The sequence below is a fragment of the Streptomyces sp. NPDC003042 genome, from assembly GCF_053591315.1.
Window position 1 is genome coordinate 193,266 of record NZ_JBSFTP010000001.1, and the last position, 17,871, is coordinate 211,136.

The following is a 17,871-nucleotide window of genomic DNA, read 5'->3' on the forward strand; positions in this document are numbered from 1 at the left end:
GCTCATACCGCCTTCTCCTCAGCCCAGCGCCGCACGTGCGGCAGGTCGTCGTCCAGCCAGAACGCGCTCTCGTCCGGGTCCCGGGAGTCGGTGACCACCAGGATCTCCTCGAACTTGGCGCCCGTGCCGCGGAAGCCCAGGTGCGGTTCCACCGCCCACAGGCCGGGCTGCGGCGGGTGGTCGGAGAAGTGGTAGGGGCTCCACAGCGGGGACCAGCCCTCACGGTGCCCGTGCAGGGCGTCGGACGCCAGGCCCTTGAGGGACTGCGTGCCGAATCCGAACGCGGTCGGGGACCAGCGCCGCTCCTTGACCCGGTCCACCTTGTGCGCGATCACGCCGAAGGGGTAGGCCCGGTGCCTGTTGGCGTACCCCTGGCGGGTCATCAGCCGCTCGACGTTCTCGTAGATCTCGCGCAGGGAGCGGCGCTCGCGCACCTGCTCCAGGATCAGGTCGCGGTGCGGCCGCAGGTCCGACATCAGCCGGTCCTGCACCGGATTGAGGCCGAGGCTGCCGGAGTACCCGATGTCGGCCGCGTACCCCCGGTGGACCGGCGCCATGTCGAGGATGAAGGGCATCCCCGGCTCCAGCCTCCGGCCGGTCGGGAAGAACTGGAGGGGAATCCTGAAGTTCGCGAACGCGGTGCGGTCCCCGAACCAGGCGAAGGGCAGGTGGAACCAGTCCCGCACCCCCCGCTCGCGCAGCCAGTCGCGCTGCATGCGCGCCGCCTCGCGCTCGGTCACTCCCGGCCGCAGCTGAGCGGCCACGGTCTCCGCGCACTCGTACGCGAGGCGCTGCACCTCCCGGAAGCCGCTCAGCTCGGCGGCGAGCCGCGCGGGGTCGTGCGCGGTGCGTTGCTTGGTGTCCCCAGCCATGCCAGCCGTCCCTTGTAGCCGTACGCGCCCGTAAGTTGACACTGATGAATGTGACAATGACCGGAGATCACGTCAAGGCCCCTGCACGGACCTGTGGACAAACATGGTGTCCCCTCCGCATCAGCCTTGCGTCAGGGTCTGTAGTCCTCAAGGCGGAGACACGATGCCGCTCCAGGTCTGACGATCCGCGGCGTCTTCGCCATTAACGTCGACCGCGTGACTGTCATCGCGACCGAAAGCCTGAGCAAGCGGTATCCCCGAGTGACCGCCCTCGACCGGCTCTCCCTGGACATCGGGCCCGGCGTAACCGGGCTCGTGGGCGCCAACGGAGCCGGTAAGTCCACGCTGATCAAGATTCTGCTCGGACTGTCCCCCGCCACCGAGGGCCGCGCCGCCGTGCTCGGGCTCGACGTCGCCACGCATGGCAGCGCCATCCGTGAACGCGTCGGCTACATGCCCGAACACGACTGCCTGCCACCCGACGTATCCGCCACAGAGTTCGTCGTCCACATGGCGCGCATGTCCGGCCTGCCGCCGACCGCCGCCCGCGAGCGGACCGCCGACACCCTGCGCCACGTAGGCCTGTACGAGGAGCGCTACCGCCCCATCGGTGGCTACTCCACCGGCATGAAGCAGCGCGTCAAGCTGGCGCAGGCGCTCGTCCACGACCCCCAGCTGGTGCTTCTCGACGAGCCGACCAACGGCCTCGACCCGGTCGGCCGTGACGAGATGCTCGCCTTGATCCGCCGCGTCCACACCGACTTCGGCATCTCCGTCCTGGTCACCTCCCACCTCCTCGGCGAGCTGGAGCGGACCTGCGACCACGTGGTCGTCGTCGACGGCGGCAAACTGCTGCGTTCCAGCTCCACCAGCGACTTCACCCAGACCACCACCACCCTCGCGGTGGAGGTCACCGACTCCGACGCGCACCCGGACGGCACCGCCGCGCTGCGCAAGGCGCTCACCGAGGCGGGTGTGACCCTCCATCCCGGCGAGGAGCAGGGCCTGCCCGGCGCCGGCCACATCCTCCTGATCGAGGCCACCGGCGAGGACACGTACGACACGGTCCGCGACACCGTCGCCGACCTCGGTATCGGCCTGGTCCGCATGGAGCAGCGCCGCCACCACATCGCGGAGGTCTTCCGCGACCACGACCAGTCCGTCCAGCAGAAGGGAGCCGGTTCCGATGGCGCCTGACACCTCGACCCAGATCCACAACATCGGCTACCGGTCCTACACGGGCCCCCGGCTCGGCCGCTCCTACGCCCGCACCTCGCTGTTCTCGCAGTCCCTGCGCGGCGCGTACGGGCTCGGACGCTCGGCCAAGTCCAAGGTCCTGCCGATGATCCTCTTCGCGGTGATGTGCGTCCCGGCGCTGATCATCGTCGCGGTGGCCATCGCCATTCCCGGATCCACCGATCTGCCGATCAAGTACACGACGTACGCCCTGACCACCCAGGTGATCATCGGGCTCTACCTCGCCTCCCAGGCGCCCCAGTCGGTCTCCCGGGACCTGCGCTTCAAGACCGTGCCGCTCTACTTCTCGCGCCCCATCGAGCGGGTCGACTACGTCGTGGCCAAGTACGCGGCCATGGCCTCGGCCCTGTTCGTCCTCACCGCCACACCGCTGCTGATCATGTGGATCGGCTCGCTCCTGGCGAAGTTCGACTTCGGCGACCAGACCAAGGGATTCGGGCAGGGACTGGTGTCCGTACTGCTGCTGTCCCTGCTCTTCGCGGGCCTCGGCCTCGTCATGGCCGCGCTCACCCCTCGCCGCGGCTTCGGCGTGGCCGCGATCATCGCCCTGCTCCTGATCCCGTACGGCGCGGTCACCGCGGTCCAGGGCATCGCCTACAGCACCGGGTCCACCGGTGCCATCGAGTGGATGGGCCTGTTCTCCCCGATCACCCTGATCGACGGCGTGCAGTCCGCGTTCCTCGACGCCACCTCCGCCTTCCCCGGGGGCGAGGGCCCCACGGCCGCTGTCGGTGTCGTCTACCTGCTCGTCGTCCTCGGCCTCATCGCCGGCTCCTACGCCGCGCTGATGGCCCGCTACCGGAAGGCCGGGCTGTGACCATCATCGACATCGACCACACCTCACGCTGGTTCGGGAACGTCGTCGCCGTCAACGACGTGACCATGCGCATCGGCCCCGGTGTGACCGGACTCCTCGGCCCCAACGGCGCCGGGAAGTCCACCCTCATCAACATGATGGGCGGCTTCCTCGCCCCCTCCACGGGCACCGTCACCCTCGACGGCGTGCCGATCTGGCGCAACGAGCAGGTCTACCGGCAGATCGGCGTCGTACCGGAGCGTGAGGCCATGTACGACTTCCTCACCGGCCGGGAGTTCGTCGTCGCCAACGCCGAACTCCACGGACTCGACGACGCGGACGCCCGGCGCGCGCTCGCCACCGTCGAGATGGAGTACGCCCAGGACCGCAAGATCTCCACGTACTCCAAGGGCATGCGCCAGCGCGTGAAGATGGCTTCGGCCCTCGTCCACGACCCCTCCGTGCTGCTCCTCGACGAGCCGTTCAACGGCATGGACCCGCGCCAGCGCATGCAGCTCATGGAACTGCTGCGGCGGATGGGCGACGAAGGCCGCACCGTCCTGTTCTCCTCCCACATCCTGGAGGAGGTCGAGCAGCTCGCCTCCCACATCGAGGTGGTCGTCGCCGGCCGGCACGCCGCCTCGGGTGACTTCCGCAGGATCCGCCGCCTGATGACGGACCGCCCACACCGCTACCTGGTCCGCTCCTCCGACGACCGGGCCCTCGCCGCGGCGCTGATCGCCGACCCGTCCACGGCCGGCATCGAGGTCGACCTCAAGGAGGGCGCCCTGCGCATCCAGGCCGTCGACTTCGGACGCTTCACCGAGCTGCTCCCGCGGGTCGCCCGGGCGCACGGCATCCGGCTCCAGACCGTCTCGCCCTCCGACGAGTCCCTCGAGTCGGTCTTCTCCTACCTCGTCACGGCCTGAAGGAGCTGGCACCCATGTACAACCCCACCGTCGCCCGGCTCACCTACCGGGCCCTGCTCGGCCGCCGCCGCGCGCTGATCCTCTTCACGCTGCCCGCCCTGCTGATCGTCATCTCGATCGCCGTCCGCACCTTCACCGGGCTGGACGACAAGGTCGCCGCCGACCTGCTCGGCGGCTTCGCCCTCGCGACGATGGTTCCACTGATCGGTGTCATCGCCGGCACCGGAGCCATCGGCCCCGAGATCGACGACGGCTCGATCGTCTACCTGCTGTCCAAGCCGGTGAAGCGCCCGACGATCATCATGACCAAGCTGATCGTCGCGATCGCCGTCACGATGGCCTTCTCCGCGATCCCCACTCTGATCGCCGGGTTCATCCTCAACGGCAACGGCCAGCAGATCGCCGTCGCCTACACCGTCGCCGCCCTCGTCGCCTCGATCGCCTACAGCGCGCTGTTCCTGCTGCTGGGCACCGTCAGCCGGCACGCGGTCGTCTTCGGTCTCGTCTACGCCCTGATCTGGGAGTCCCTCTTCGGCAGCCTGGTCTCCGGGGCCAAGACCCTCAGCGTCCAGCAGTGGGCCCTGACCCTGGCCGAGAAGGTGGCCGCGCCCGGGTACGTCGACGCTGCGGTGGGCATGCCCACGGCCGTGATCCTGCTCCTGGTGGTCACCGTCGGCGCCACCGTCTACGCGGGCCAGAAGCTGCGCCGCCTGACCCTCGCCGGCGAGGAGTAGACGCCCGCCGCCACGGCCGCGAACTCCGTGCCCCGCCCGGCCCACCGGCCAGGCGGGGCACAGCTTCGCGCGCCATCATCGGTGCATGATCGAGCCCACCGAGCCGTCCAGGCCCCTGCGGTCCTGGATACGTTCCTCGCCCGGCACGCACATCTGGCTACTGATCATCGCCCTCACCAGCCTCGTCGTCGTGATCGCCCCCGACCGGGTCGAGCACGTTCTGCTCCACCGCAACAGCAGCAACATCCACGAGCTGGTCGAACATCCTGTCCGGGCCCTGCTCAGCAGTGCGTTCTGGATCGAGAACCCGGCCTCGCTCGCTCTCTACGCGGTGCTCTTCGAGTTCTTCCACGCCCCTGTCGAGCGCTGGCTCGGCACCCCACGCTGGATCCTGATCGTGGCGACCGCCCACATCACGGCCACGCTGATCAGCCAGAAGATCCTCCTGACGGCCATCCAGGACCACCGCGCGCCACAGAGCATGACCCACGTCGTCGACATCGGCGTCAGTTACGGGCTTGCGGCCTCGGTCGGCGTGCTGACCTACCGGCTACCGGGTCTGTGGAGATGGCTCTACCTCGCCGGAGCCGTGACCTTCTTCGGGGTCCCGCTCGTCACGGGTGGCACCTTCACCGACCTCGGTCACGCCATCGCGCTCGCCGTCGGCCTGCTCGCCTGGCCGCTGACTCTGACCCGGGATCAGCACGGGTGACTCTGACCCGGGATCAGCACGGGCGCCGCACTCGCCCGGATGTTTCACGTGAAACATGACCCCGACACCCCTCGGCGGTGGCCGTCTCGTACGGCGAAAATTCGCTGGTACGGGACGTGCGGCAGGGGCAGAGTGAGCGGTGCGGGGAGCAACAAAAGGTCCGGGGCAGCCACTTCGAGCGCGCCGTTCGGCGCGGGCTGCCCCGGACCTCTCGTACGTCCTGTACCTGGCGTACGTGGTGCTACACCTGCGTACGTGGTGCTACGCGGCGCCCAGCAGGCGTTCCAGCACCACGGCGATGCCGTCCTCCTGGTTGGAGGTCGTCACCTCGTCGGCCACGGCCTTCAGCTCCGCATGGGCGTTGGCCATCGCCACACCGTGCGCGGACCAGCCGAACATGGGGATGTCGTTGGGCATGTCGCCGAAGGCGATCGTCTGCGCCGCCTTCACGCCCAGCCGCCGGGCGGCGAGCGACAGACCGGTGGCCTTGCTCAGCCCCAGCGGCAGGATCTCCACGATGCCCGGACCTGCCATCACGATGTCGACGAGGCTGCCGACGACCGACCGGGCCACCTTCACTAGCTCGTCCTCGCCCATCCCGGGATGCTGGATGTAGAGCTTGTTCAGCGGGGCGGTCCAGAGGGCCGAGGTGTCCTCCAGGTAGAGCGCCGGAAGGCCCTCCTGCACCTGGTATCCGGGGCCGAACAGCACTTCGCCGTCCACCCCGTCCCGGCTGGCGGCCAGTGCCAGCGGACCCACCTCGGCCTCAAGCTTCGCCAGCGCCAGGCCGGCCAGCTGCCGGTCCAGCGTCACCGATGTCAGCAGCCGGTGCGCACCGGCGTCGTAGACCTGCGCGCCCTGGCCGCAGACCGCGATCCCCTTGTAGCCGAGATCGTCCAGCACGTGCCGGGTCCAGGGCACGGCACGGCCGGTGACGACGATGTGTGCCGCGCCCGCCGCGGTGGCCGCGGCGAGCGCTTCACGCGTGCGCTCCGAGACGGTGCCGTCGTCACGCAGCAACGTGCCGTCGAGGTCCGTCGCGACGAGCTTGTACGGGAAAGGGGCCGGACTCACTTGGTGATCGGCTCCAGGACCTCACGGCCGCCCAGGTACGGACGGAGCACCGGGGGAACCCGGACCGTACCGTCTGCCTGCTGGTGGTTCTCCAGGATCGCGACGATGGTGCGCGGGACTGCGCACAGCGTGCCGTTCAGCGTCGACAGCGGCGCGGTCTTCTTGCCCTCGCGGTAGCGGATCGACAGGCGGCGGGCCTGGAAACCGTCGCAGTTCGAGGCGGAGGTCAGCTCGCGGTACTTGCCCTGGGTGGGGATCCAGGCCTCGCAGTCGAACTTGCGGGAGGCGGAGGAGCCCAAGTCGCCGGTCGCGACGTCGATGACCTGGAACGGCAGCTCAAGGCTGGTCAGCCACTGCTTCTCCCAGTCGAGGAGCCGCTTGTGCTCGGCCTCGGCCTCCTCCGGTGCGACGTACGAGAACATCTCGACCTTGTCGAACTGGTGGACGCGGAAGATGCCGCGGGTGTCCTTGCCGTACGTACCGGCCTCGCGGCGGAAGCACGGCGAGAAGCCGGCGTACCGCAGCGGAAGCTTGTCGGCGTCGATGATCTCGTCCATGTGGTACGCCGCGAGCGGGACCTCGGAGGTACCGACCAGGTAGAAGTCGTCCTTCTCCAGGTGGTAGACGTTCTCCGCGGCCTGGCCGAGGAAGCCGGTGCCCTCCATGGCGCGCGGACGGACCAGCGCGGGCGTCAGCATCGGGATGAAGCCGGCCTCGGTGGCCTGCGCGATCGCCGCGTTGACCAGGGCGAGCTCCAGGAGCGCGCCGACGCCGGTCAGGTAGTAGAAGCGCGAGCCCGATACCTTGGCGCCGCGCTCGACGTCGATGGCGCCCAGCGATTCGCCGAGCTCCAGGTGGTCCTTGGGCGCGAAGCCCTCGGCGGCGAAGTCGCGGATCGTGCCGTGCGTCTCGAGGACGGTGAAGTCCTCCTCGCCGCCGACCGGGACATCGCTGTGGACGATGTTGCCGAGCTGGAGCAGGAGCTGCCTGGCAGCCTCGTCCGCCTCGTTCTGCTCGGCCTCGGCCGCCTTGACGTCCTGCTTGAGCTGCTCGGCCTTGGTCAGCAGCTCGGCCCGCTCCTCCGGGGAGGCCTTGGGGATGAGCTTGCCGAGCGACTTCTGTTCGCCCCGCAGTTCGTCGAAGCGCATGCCGGAGGCCCTGCGGCGCTCGTCGGCGGAGAGCAGCGCGTCGACGAGGCCGACGTCCTCTCCACGGGCGCGCTGCGAGGCGCGGACACGGTCAGGGTCTTCACGGAGCAGCCGGAGGTCAATCACCCCTCCAGGCTACCGGGCGGGGCTTCCTGGGATCACACCGATATCACGCTGCGTGTCGCTATGCCCCAATTGCTCCGAATGTAAATCCCTTGTCCGGTGGCCGGACGCGATCGCTCCGGGGGTCGATAAACGTGGCGCCATTCCCCAAAGGGCACGAGGCGACGCCGCTGGAGGGCCTGAGCAGCGCCGCAGGCGGCTGTCTTGTCCACAGGAATTCGCCCTGGGCCACTCTTATCCACAGGCTGTGTGTCGGATCTGTGGACACGGAATTAGATCAATAGGGATCCTTGAGCGGTCGGGGCCGATCAGGGTTCAAACCACCCTCACACACTCATTCGGGTGGGAATGGCTCGCTCCAAAGAGTTGATCCGCGATACAGAGGTGACGCCGTTCACCTGCCGCTCGCCAGCGCGAAACCTGGACCCGGTGCCGATTTGTCGACCTTGTCGCACCGCCCTGTCGACTTGTCCCCAGGCCCGGGTCCCGGCCTGTGGATAACTCTGTGGACAGGGGGCGAGGCCCTACGAGCGACCGTCGAGGCAACGCGCCAGCCAGTCGGAGGCCTCGGTGAAGTCGCTGTCGGACGTACCGGGGCGCGCGGCGCGCACCTCACTCAGCGCGACTCCGGCGCGCGGATAGGAACCGAGGAAGCGGACCTGCGGGCAGGTCCGCTTGAGACCCATGAGGGCCTCACTGACCCGGCGGTCGGAAATGTGGCCCTCGGCGTCGACGGCGAAGCAGTAGTTGCCGATGCCCTCACCGGTCGGCCGGGACTGGATCAGCATCAGGTTCACGCCCCGGACGGCGAACTCCTGGAGGAGCTCCAGCAGCGCACCGGGGTGGTCGTCGCCGAGCCACAGCACGACAGAGGTCTTGTCGGCGCCGGTGGGAGCGGCCGGCCGGGCGGGCCGCCCGACGAGCACGAACCGGGTCTCGGCGTTCTCCGCGTCGTGGATCTCGGTGACCAGCGCCTCAAGGCCGTACGTGACGGCGGCGAACTCACCCGCGAAGGCGGCGTCGAAGCGGCCCTCCTGGACCAGCCGGGCGCCATCGGCGTTGGAGGCGGCCGACTCCCACACCGCGTCGGGCAGGTGGGTCCGCAGCCAGTTGCGGACCTGCGGCTGGGCCACGGGGTGCCCGGTCACGGTCTTGACGTCCGACAGCTTGGTCCCGGGCCGCACGAGCAGCGCGAACGCGATGGGCAACAGCACTTCGCGGTAGATCATCAGCGGCTCGCCGGAAGCCAGCTCGTCGAGCGTGGCGGTGACCCCGCCCTCCACCGAGTTCTCGATCGGCACCAGCGCTGCCGCGGCCTCACCGTTGCGTACGGCGTCCAGAGCGGCCGGGACCGACACCATCGGGACGAGCTCCCGGGTGGCGGCTTCCGGCAGCGTGCGCAGGGCGGCTTCGGTGAAAGTGCCCTCGGGACCGAGATACGTGAAGCGGGTTGCCGACATGCGATCAGCCTAATGCCGTGGCCCCCGCCCACGTGGGCCTGTTCATCCCTCGAGCAGCCGCTGTCCGACGTACTCCCCGGCCCGCGGACCGGGCGGGACGGCGTACAGACCGCTGGACTCGTGCCGGATGAACTGCGACAGCGCGTCACCGCGGTCGAGCTTGCGCTGGACCGGGACGAAACCACGCAGAGGATCGGCCTGCCAGCAGATGAAGAGCAGCCCGGCGTCGGGGGTGCCGTCCGGGGCGATCCCGTCGTGGTAGGAGAAGGGCCGCCGGAGCATGGCCGCCCCGCCGTTCTGTTCCGGGGCGGAGATCCGGGCATGGGCGTTGGCCGCGATGACGGGCTTGCCGTCGGCGCCGAGCTTGTCCAGGGCCGGCTCCGTGGTCTCTCCGCCACCCGTCAGGGGGGCTCCCGTGGCCTTGGTCCGGCCTATGACCTGCTCCTGCTGGGCGAGGGACTGCCGGTCCCAGTCGTCGAGCAGCATGCGGATCCGCCGGACGACGGCGTACGAGCCCCCGGCCATCCAGGAGTGCTCGGCGGGCCCGGGCCCGCCGGCCTGCACGAAGATCCGCTGGTCGAAGTCGGGCTCCGCGGGCTTGGGGTTCCCGGTGCCGTCCACCTGGCCCATCAGGTTGCGGGCGGTCATGGGGGTGCTGGTGGCGCCGGGGGACCGGTTGAAGCCGTTCATCTGCCAGCGGACCCGGGCGGCGTCCCCGGCGTCCTTCTGTACGGCGCGCAGCGCATGGAAGGCGACGAGCCCGTCGTCGGCGCCGATCTGGACCCACAGGTCACCGTTGCTGCGCTGGGCGTCGAGCCGGTCGGAGGAGAAGTCTGGCAACGGGTCGAGAGCGACCGGACGGTGGGCCGTCAGGCCGGTGCGCTCGAAGAAGGAGTGGCCGAAGCCGAACGTGAGGGTGAGGGAGGACGGCCCGGCGTCGAGAGCGATCCCGCTGTCGGCGGTCGGGGCGGTCTCGCCCGCCATGAGCCGCCGGGCGGTGTCGGACCAGCGGCGCAGCAGCGCGGCGGCCTCCTTGCGGCCGGCGCCCGCGGCCAGGTCGAAGGCGAGCACGTGACCCTTGGCCTGGAGGGGGGTGGTGATTCCGGCCTGGTGAGCGCCGTGGAAGGCGACCTGGGTGGCCCCGAGGGAGCCCAGGGACCCGGCGGCCGGTGTGGCGCCGGCCGGAGAGTCGCCGAGGGCCGAGTGCACGAGGGCGCCGCCCGTGGCGCCGAGTGCGAGCCCGGCGGCGCCTGCGGCGCCGACGGTGCCCAGCAGTCGGCGCCGGGAGATCTCAAGGTCGCGGTTGCCCGCGGTGCTGTCGGTCACGCTGTTCAGCCGATCTTCACGTTCTTCTGGACGGACGTCTGGTCGATGTCGGAGGTACGGACGGTCACGTCGATGCGCCATTCACCCGCGAGCGGCAGTTGGACCCCGGACGCGGTCCAGTGTCCGGGACCGGCCCGGTCCGGAGCGAGCGGCAGGGGGCCGATCTCCTTGGCCGGAAGCGTGAAGGAGACCTTCAGCTCGGGGAGGTCGACGGGCTTGCCGTCGGCGCCGTCCGCCCACAGGTGGAAGGTGTTGGCGCCGACCCGGCCCGGATCGAGCTCCAGTCGGACGCTGCCCTTGCCGTTCTGGCCGCCGGTGTCGTACGGCAGCGTGATCTTGACGGGGCGGTTGGGTACGGCCGTCGCGGCGGAGCCGCCGCGATCGGCCTCCTGCTCCACGGTGCGCCCTGGCTCGGTGCTGGTCAGGACGGTGGTCACGGCCAGCAGGGCGACGGCCACACCGGCTTCGGCGAGTACGGAGCGGCGCAGCCCCGCGCGGACCGGATCGGCGTCACGGACCTGGTTCTCGCGGGCCTTCTCGCGGGCGGCGCGCTGCCGGGCGAGCTGAGCGGCACGCTGGGGGTCCGCGCTGTCCTGAGGGCCTGCCGCATCCGATGTTTCACGTGAAACATCGCCGGCCGTGAGCACCTCGGCCGGCTCCTCGGCCGGCTCCGTGGCGGTCTCCAAGGACCGGCTCTCCGCGAGCAGGGCCGTCCACTTCCGGGAGAGGTAGGCGATGGCGATGAGCACGGCGACCAGGCCGACCTTGATGAGGAGGAGTCGCCCGTAGCTGGTGCCGGTGAGGGCGGACCAGCTGCCGATCTGGCGCCAGGACTGGTAGACGCCGGTGACGGCGATGACCAGGACGCTGACGAAGGCCACCTTGGAGAAGCGCTGGACGGCTTCCCGCTCGATGTCCGGCATCTTGTGGAGGGCGACCAGCAGGGCGGCGAGACCGCCGAGCCACGTGGCCACGGCCAGCAGGTGAAGGATGTCGGCCGGCATCGCGATGCCGGGCTGGAGGCCGGTGGAGGCGTGCTCCGAAAGGGCCCAGGTGGCTGCGATACCGCCGGCCACGACGGTTCCGCCGATGCCGAGCCCGAAGGCGAGGTCGCTCGTCTCCTTGCTCTCCTCGGCGGTCGGACCGGCGACGTCCGTCCGCAGCGAGCCGGCCCCCGTCCCGGAGCCCTTCTGGCGGCGTGCGTAGGCACCGAAGAGCACGGCGATGAACAGCGCGGCGGCGCCGAGCAGCAGCAGCCGGGAGACGAAGGAGGCGCCGGTCTTGGTTTCGAGGACGCCCTTGAGTCCTGCGAGGTCGAAGGCGTCGGCGAACTCCCCGGAGCCGGTGTACGGGTTGCGGAGCACCAGCATCGCCAGCGTGGCGGCGGTGAGGGTGACCCAGCCGCGCAGCACCAGCTTCTGCAGCGGCCGCTCGGCGGAACCGCGGCGCCAGCACAGCAGGATGAAGGCGGCGCCACCGACGAGGACGGTGAACCCGGCGTAGGCGGCGTAACGGGCGATCCCGTAGGCGATGCCGACGGGTCCCCCTCCCGCCTGCTGGGTGGGGACGATGACGCTCGTCGCCGAGGGGGCGCCGATGGAGAAGGTGAAGGCGCCGGAGATCGGATGGCTGTCGGCGGAGACGGCCTGCCAGGCGACGGTGTAGGTGCCGTCCGGCAGACCGGAGTGCAGGGCGGCGCCGTAGCGGATGAGCGATCCGCTGCACATGTTGCGCAGTTCACCGGTGTCGACGCGTTTGCCCTGCGGGTCCATGACGCGGATGGAGTTGTCGTCCATGGCGACCTGCTCCGAGAAGGACAGCGTGACCTGGGCGGGTGCCGTGGCGACCACCGCCCCGTCCTGGGGGTCGCTCGCGGTGAGTGCGGCGTGTGCCGTGGCCGGGGTGGCCGCGGTGAACAGGGCTGCCAGCAGGGCTGCGAGGACGAGCACGAGCCGGGGCAGGAATGTCCTGGCGCGGGCTCGGGCCGTGGAGGGGGCGGGGGCGGTGGCCGTCATGGCGTGTCAGTTCCTCGGTCCGTCAGTGGGCGTTGGAGTTCTGTGCGTTGTACGTCCGTTCCTTGACTTCCAGCTCGACCTTGACCGGATCGGCCTTCTCGAAACGCAGTTCGACGCTGATCTTGTCCCCGACGCCGGGCTTGCTCTTGAGCCCCACGAACATGACGTGGTCGCCACCACGCCGCAGCCGCAGCTCGCCGTTCGCGGGCACGTCCAGCGACTGGACCTGTCGCATCTTCTGGTCCTTGGTCTCGTGGATCTGCAGATCGTCCGAGAGCGGGCTGGTGACGCCGGTCAGCTTGTCGGCGCTCTTCGAGCTGTTCTTGATGACCATGAACGCGCCGGCCATCTTGTCGTTCACCGGCTCGGGCATGTAAGCCCCGCTGACCGTCAGCTCGGGCTTGGCCGCCCCGTCCTTGGCGGAGCCGGAGCCGGAGTCGGACGAACAGCCGGATATGACGAGAGCGACCGTCAGGGAGAGGGCGGCGGCGAGGGTTCGGGTGGTGCGGCGGTTCACGGGTTCTCCCCCTTGACGATCTTCGGCAGGTCCCTGGTGTAGTCGTCGACGGTGGTGCCTTCGCCATACAGGACGTAGCCCTCGTCGGTCTTGGGCGAGAACGCGATGACCTGGGCGCCGTGCATGGAGACGACGCTGCCGTCGGTCTCCTTCTTGGCGGCCTCGATACCGATGCCGAGTGAGCGGGCGGCGGCCTGGATGGTGGCGAAGTCCCCGGTCAGTCCGACGAACGACGGATCCTGCATCTTGATCCACGCGCCGAGGGAGTCGGGAGTGTCCCGTTCGGGGTCGGTGGTGACGAAGACGACCTGGAGCTTGTCCTGGTCCTCCTTGGGCAGTGCCTTCTTGGCGACGGCGATGTTGCTCATCGTCAGCGGGCACACGTCGGGGCAGTTGGTGTAGCCGAAGTAGATGAGCGTCGGCCGCCCCTTGGTCTGCTCGCGCAGGTTCCACGGCTTGCCGGTGGTGTCCGTGAGGACGACTTCCGGTTTGCCGAAGGGGCGGTCCAGGACGGTCGCGGCCCCGGTCTTGTTCTGGCCGGTGATCTGCGTGACCGAACCGTTGTTGTCCTTGGCCGCCTCGCCGCCACAGGCGGTGAGGGTGAGGGCGGCCGCCGCCGCGAGGGCGGCGACCGTCACACGTGTGGTGCGCATGGAGAGATGTCCCTGGGATCGGGGATGGTACGGAGTTTTCGAACGACAGGCCTACGAGAGGCCCGGCGGGTCAGGACCCGCGGACAGTCAGGAGGTGCGGCGGCGCGAGGCGATGCCGAAGGCGACGCCACCGAGCCCGATCACGATGCCCGCGATGCCGAGAGCACGGGCGGTCGTGTCGGAGTGCTTGGCTGCGGCCTTGTCGTGGTGGCCGTGGTCGGCTCCCTTGCCGCCCTTCTTGTCGGCGTTCTTCGCGTCCGTCTTCTTGTCGCCGCTGTCGTGGTGATCGGAGTCCTTGGCGGCGGTCAGCTTCAGGACGGGCGCCGGGGTCTGCGGTTCCGCAGCCCCCTCCTTGGCCTCCTCGATCCAGCGGACGACCTCGTTGTTGTCGTACGTCTGGATCGCCTTGAAGACCATCTGGTCGGCGTCCTCGGGAAGCTTGCCGACGGAGACCGGGAACTGCTGGAACTTGCCGGCCTCGATCTTGCCGCCGGACCAGGTCACCTTGGTGACGACCTCGTTGATCTGCTTGCCGTGCACGGTGAGGGGCTTGTCGAGCTTGGTCTTCTCGACTGTGGACGTCCAGCCGGGGATGTCCTGCGGCATGACGGACGTCAGCGGCTGGTCGATCGGGAAGTTGACCTCGAGCTGCGTGGTCGAGGCGTTGTCACGCTCGTTTGGGACCTTGAAGTTGATCGTCGCGTAGCCGCCCTTGGCGGCCTCGCCGGGCTGCACGCTGACGTGCGCGAAGGCGGGACCGGACAGGATGAGGACGGCGCCGGCGGCGAGGGCGGCGGCGAAGGAGACACGAGAGGTCTTCACGGCAGAAACACTCCACGGAAGCAGTGGTGACGGCTGGCTCCGCGCACGGACGCGCGCGGAGGTCGCGGCACGGTGCTCCCGCCGTACGTGCTGGGGAGTGGGGTGCCGCGTCAGGCTGCGAGGGCGAGCGCCGTGGGCGGCCCGCGCCTGATCACCGTGTGCTGGAGTGCGCCCCGGCCGGTCGCGGCGGCGGGCGCCGCGGCGGTCCGCCGGACCCGACGGGTACGGGCGGGCGCGCTCGGGAGTCCTGCGGCGAGGGCGCGTACGAAGGCCAGCGCGGTGCGGAGCGGACGTACGGGAGCGGCCTCGGTGGAGAGCCGGGACAGTTCGACGAGCCGGAACAGCGCGCTGTCGCCCCGTCCCAGGAGCCAGCCGGCCGCGAGTGCGGCCAGCAGGTGGCCCAGCAGCATGGCCGGGCTGAACAGCCCGATCGCCGGCTGGCCGGTGGCCTCCGCCAGCTGCGCGTGGGCCATGTGGCTCTGCGCGGCGGCCTGTCCGGCCAGCGCGGCCGGGTCCAGTCCGGCGCTCTCCAGGACGCGCCGGGCATCGGCCGGGCTGAGCGGTACGGAGTTGCCCCCGCAAACCAGCTGGGCGGCGAGCGCCGCCAGCGAGGTGTCGGGATCGGCGGACGGCGCGGGCGGAGCTGCGGCGCTGTGCTGGCCGAGGCCGAACAGCGTGTGCAGTCCGAGCTGGCCGAAACCGAGCCCGGCGGCTATGCCGGGCAGTGAACGCCGGCGCCCCGCCAGCGGGGCCGCGACCGCGAAGACGGCGGCGAAGGCAAGGGCCAGGGCCCACCACGGCACGGTGGCGCAGGAGGCCACGGCGTGACCGACCGCGGACAGCACGACGCAGACCGCGGTGAACACCGCGGCCCGGGTGGTCCGGAGGCAGGCTCCGGCAGCTGTCGCTTGGGGGGCAGTCATGGCCGGGCCATCATCGCACTGCGCTTAGCCTCTGCATACGGCAGGTAGGGGAGGGACTCGTCGGTTCCGCCGCTCGGTCAGAGCCGGGTCAGCGCGATCAGGCCCGGGTCAGCGCGAGGTGGCCGCGCGGTGCGTACGTGATCAGTCCACGGTCAACGCGAGGTCGCCGAGGCCAGTACGGAGTCAGGAGGCGGCCGTAATCCGCACGAGCCGACGGAGCCGACGCCCACCCGGTTCGCCCCGACGGCCGCATACACCGTGTCCCGGGAGTGCCGCATCGGCCGAATGAGGGCTCTGGCAGCCGTTGGGCGCTTACGGTCCACCATGGGCGGCAATACGTAACCGTATGAGCATCTGGTGGTCTCTCCACTTGAGGCGCGAAGCCGCGAGCGTGCCGCTCGCCAGGCGACTGCTGCTGGGGACGATGGAGACCGCGGGGGTGGACCCGGACATCTCCTTCGATCTGTCGGTAGCACTGAGCGAGGCCTGCGCGAACGCGGTCGAGCACGGCGGAGCCGTCGGCGGCGACTTCCTGGACGAGACCGAGGCGTACCGCGTCACGGCCTATCTGGACGGGGACCGCTGCCGGATCGAAGTGACCGACTTCGGGCCCGGCTTCCCGCCCGCGACGGTGGCCCGCCGCAGACCCTCCCTGGCCGAGGCAGGCCGGGGACTGCACCTGATCGCCGAACTCGCCGACCACGTCCGCTTCCACAACCGGCCCGGCCGGGGAGCCGTCGTGAGCTTCGACAAGATGCTGAAGTGGCGTGACGACGCGCTGCTGAAGGCGTCCTAGACACGCCGAGGGGCGGGATCCCAAGCACCGGGATCCTGCCCCTCGTCATGCGGCCCACGCTCAGGTCAGGCCCACGCCCGCGCGGTGGCCGTCAGCCCTTGAGCCGCGCCATCCAGGCCTCGACCTCGTCCGAGGTGCGGGGCAGTCCGGCGGACATGTTCCGGTTGCCGTCCTCTGTGACGAGGATGTCGTCCTCGATCCGGACGCCGATGCCCCGGTACTCCTCGGGCACGGTCAGGTCGTCGGCCTGGAAGTACAGACCGGGCTCGACGGTCAGGCACATGCCCGGCTCCAACGTGCCGTCGACGTACGCCTCGGTGCGCGCGGCGGCGCAGTCGTGGACGTCCATGCCGAGCATGTGGCCGGTGCCGTGCAGGGTCCAGCGGCGCTGGAGGCCGAGCTCCAGTACCCGCTCGACCGGGCCCTCCAGCAGACCCCACTCGACGAGCTTCTCGGCCAGCACGTGCTGCGAGGCGTCGTGGAAGTCGCGGAACTTCGCGCCCGGCTTGACGGCGGCGATGCCGGCTTCCTGGGACGCGTAGACGGCGTCGTAGATCTTGCGCTGGATGTCGGTGTACGCGCCGTTGATCGGCAGCGTGCGGGTGACGTCGGCGGTGTAGAGGGAGTGGGTCTCCACGCCCGCGTCGAGGAGCAGCAGGTCGCCGGAGCGGACGTCGCCGTCGTTGCGGACCCAGTGGAGGGTGCAGGCGTGCGGACCGGCGGCGCAGATGGAGCCGTAGCCGACGTCGTTGCCCTCGACGCGGGCGCGCAGGAAGAAGGTGCCCTCGATGTAGCGCTCGGAGGTGGCCTCCGCCTTGTCGAGGACCTTCACGACGTCCTCGAAGCCGCGGACGGTGGAGTCGACGGCCTTCTGCAGTTCGCCGATCTCGAAGGCGTCCTTCACGGCGCGGGCCTCGGAGAGGTAGACGCGCAGTTCCTCGTCGCGCTCCTTGGTCACCTTGTCGGTGAGGGCGGACTCGATGAGGGAGTCGTGGCCGCGTACGACGCGGACGGGTCCCTCGGCCTCGGTGAGGGCCTCGGCGAGTTCGCGGACGTCCTTGGCGGGAATGCCCAGGAGCTGCTCGGCCTCGGTGAGCGAGTGGCGGCGGCCGACCCACAGCTCGCCCTGGCCGGACAGCCAGAACTCGCCGTTCTCACGGTTGGAGCGGGGCAGCAGGTAGACCGTGGCGGTGTGGCCGGCCGGGCCCGTGGGCTCCAGGACCAGGACGCCGTTCTCGGTCTGGTCACCGGTGAGGTACGCGTACTCGGTCGACGCGCGGAAGGGGTACTCCGTGTTGTTGGAGCGGGTCTTCAGCCGGCCCGCCGGTACGACGAGGCGCTCGCCGGGGAAGCGCGCGGACAGTGCGGCGCGGCGGTCCGCCGTGTGCCCGGCCTGGGCGATCGGTGTCAGGCCGTGCAGCTCGGTGTCGGCCCAGCCGGTGCGCATGCTCTCCGCGAGTTCATCGCTGACGCCCGGGTACAGCCCGTTCTTGCGCTGCTTGTGCTTCTTCTGGGGCTGCTCTTCTTCCGGGGTCTCCGGGGTGAGCTCGTCAGCCACGTCTTCTCCTCAGCTGCTACGTCGGGCGCGGACCTGGTAGGACCTCATCCATCGTAGGTGCGAGGGGAGGGCGCCTGTGGAGGCGTGTGACATATCAGTCAAATCGGGCGGCGCGTCGCCGCCGGTGTGCGTCGCCGCCGGTGTGCGTCACCGGCG

At 70.1% G+C, this 17,871-nt stretch carries 17 protein-coding genes; 6 read left to right on the top strand and 11 right to left on the bottom strand.

Annotated features, from left to right (window positions below):
- Positions 1-2 precede the first annotated feature (2 nt).
- Positions 3-872 (bottom strand): M24 family metallopeptidase, encoded by an 870-nt coding sequence (locus ACWDYJ_RS00830; RefSeq protein WP_451563268.1) that lies wholly within the window; start codon positions 870-872, stop codon positions 3-5.
- 216 nt (positions 873-1,088) lie between these two features.
- Between ACWDYJ_RS00830 and ACWDYJ_RS00835 the strand changes: the two genes are divergently transcribed.
- The 5 genes from ACWDYJ_RS00835 (at position 1,089) to ACWDYJ_RS00855 (ending at position 5,300) form a co-directional block, all read left to right on the top strand.
- Positions 1,089-2,069, top strand: a complete 981-nt coding sequence (locus tag ACWDYJ_RS00835; protein WP_451563269.1) for an ABC transporter ATP-binding protein — start codon at positions 1,089-1,091, stop codon at positions 2,067-2,069.
- The gene (locus ACWDYJ_RS00840; protein WP_451563270.1) at positions 2,059-2,946 is read left to right on the top strand and encodes an ABC transporter permease; all 888 of its coding nucleotides are present in this window, start codon (positions 2,059-2,061) and stop codon (positions 2,944-2,946) included. Before ACWDYJ_RS00835 ends, ACWDYJ_RS00840 begins: the two co-directional genes overlap by 11 nt.
- Complete coding sequence (locus tag ACWDYJ_RS00845) at positions 2,943-3,854, top strand: ABC transporter ATP-binding protein (protein ID WP_451563271.1); 912 nt, start codon at positions 2,943-2,945, stop codon at positions 3,852-3,854. The genes ACWDYJ_RS00840 and ACWDYJ_RS00845 overlap by 4 nt, the downstream gene beginning before the upstream one ends.
- A 14-nt stretch (positions 3,855-3,868) precedes the next feature.
- Positions 3,869-4,588, top strand: a complete 720-nt coding sequence (locus ACWDYJ_RS00850) for an ABC transporter permease (RefSeq protein ID WP_451563272.1) — start codon at positions 3,869-3,871, stop codon at positions 4,586-4,588.
- An 85-nt stretch (positions 4,589-4,673) separates the two neighbouring features.
- On the top strand, positions 4,674-5,300 hold the full coding sequence (locus ACWDYJ_RS00855) for a rhomboid-like protein (RefSeq protein ID WP_451563273.1): 627 nt from the start codon (positions 4,674-4,676) through the stop codon (positions 5,298-5,300).
- Positions 5,301-5,561: 261 nt separating this feature from the next.
- On the opposite strand, the gene ACWDYJ_RS00860 is transcribed toward ACWDYJ_RS00855, so the two are convergent.
- From ACWDYJ_RS00860 to ACWDYJ_RS00900, 9 genes are all read right to left on the bottom strand, one after another.
- On the bottom strand, positions 5,562-6,374 hold the full coding sequence (locus ACWDYJ_RS00860; RefSeq protein WP_451563274.1) for an HAD family hydrolase: 813 nt from the start codon (positions 6,372-6,374) through the stop codon (positions 5,562-5,564).
- The gene (serS, locus tag ACWDYJ_RS00865; RefSeq protein WP_451563275.1) at positions 6,371-7,648 is read right to left on the bottom strand and encodes a serine--tRNA ligase; all 1,278 of its coding nucleotides are present in this window, start codon (positions 7,646-7,648) and stop codon (positions 6,371-6,373) included. Before serS ends, ACWDYJ_RS00860 begins: the two co-directional genes overlap by 4 nt.
- Before the next feature lie 521 nt (positions 7,649-8,169).
- The gene (pheA, locus tag ACWDYJ_RS00870) at positions 8,170-9,105 is read right to left on the bottom strand and encodes a prephenate dehydratase (protein ID WP_451563276.1); all 936 of its coding nucleotides are present in this window, start codon (positions 9,103-9,105) and stop codon (positions 8,170-8,172) included.
- Between the two features lie 42 nt (positions 9,106-9,147).
- A complete protein-coding gene (efeB, locus tag ACWDYJ_RS00875; RefSeq protein WP_451563277.1) occupies positions 9,148-10,431 on the bottom strand; it encodes an iron uptake transporter deferrochelatase/peroxidase subunit in 1,284 nt (427 codons plus the stop codon).
- A gap of 5 nt (positions 10,432-10,436) precedes the next feature.
- Positions 10,437-12,446, bottom strand: coding sequence for a copper resistance CopC/CopD family protein (locus tag ACWDYJ_RS00880; protein ID WP_451563278.1), 2,010 nt, complete (start codon positions 12,444-12,446; stop codon positions 10,437-10,439).
- 22 nt (positions 12,447-12,468) lie between these two features.
- Positions 12,469-12,963 carry a copper chaperone PCu(A)C gene (locus tag ACWDYJ_RS00885; RefSeq protein WP_451563279.1) on the bottom strand — a complete coding sequence of 165 codons (495 nt, stop codon included), beginning with the start codon at positions 12,961-12,963 and terminating at the stop codon, positions 12,469-12,471.
- Positions 12,960-13,616 (bottom strand): SCO family protein, encoded by a 657-nt coding sequence (locus ACWDYJ_RS00890; RefSeq protein WP_451563280.1) that lies wholly within the window; start codon positions 13,614-13,616, stop codon positions 12,960-12,962. The genes ACWDYJ_RS00885 and ACWDYJ_RS00890 overlap by 4 nt, the downstream gene beginning before the upstream one ends.
- Positions 13,617-13,703: 87 nt before the next feature.
- Positions 13,704-14,438, bottom strand: a complete 735-nt coding sequence (locus tag ACWDYJ_RS00895; protein ID WP_451563281.1) for a YcnI family copper-binding membrane protein — start codon at positions 14,436-14,438, stop codon at positions 13,704-13,706.
- 110 nt (positions 14,439-14,548) lie between these two features.
- Complete coding sequence (locus ACWDYJ_RS00900) at positions 14,549-15,361, bottom strand: hypothetical protein (RefSeq protein WP_451563282.1); 813 nt, start codon at positions 15,359-15,361, stop codon at positions 14,549-14,551.
- A 346-nt stretch (positions 15,362-15,707) separates the two neighbouring features.
- Between ACWDYJ_RS00900 and ACWDYJ_RS00905 the strand changes: the two genes are divergently transcribed.
- Positions 15,708-16,157, top strand: a complete 450-nt coding sequence (locus ACWDYJ_RS00905) for an ATP-binding protein (RefSeq protein ID WP_451563283.1) — start codon at positions 15,708-15,710, stop codon at positions 16,155-16,157.
- A 91-nt stretch (positions 16,158-16,248) separates the two neighbouring features.
- Here the strand turns inward: ACWDYJ_RS00905 and ACWDYJ_RS00910 are convergent, their stop codons facing one another.
- Positions 16,249-17,715 (bottom strand): aminopeptidase P family protein, encoded by a 1,467-nt coding sequence (locus tag ACWDYJ_RS00910; protein WP_451563284.1) that lies wholly within the window; start codon positions 17,713-17,715, stop codon positions 16,249-16,251.
- Positions 17,716-17,871: the final 156 nt, after the last annotated feature.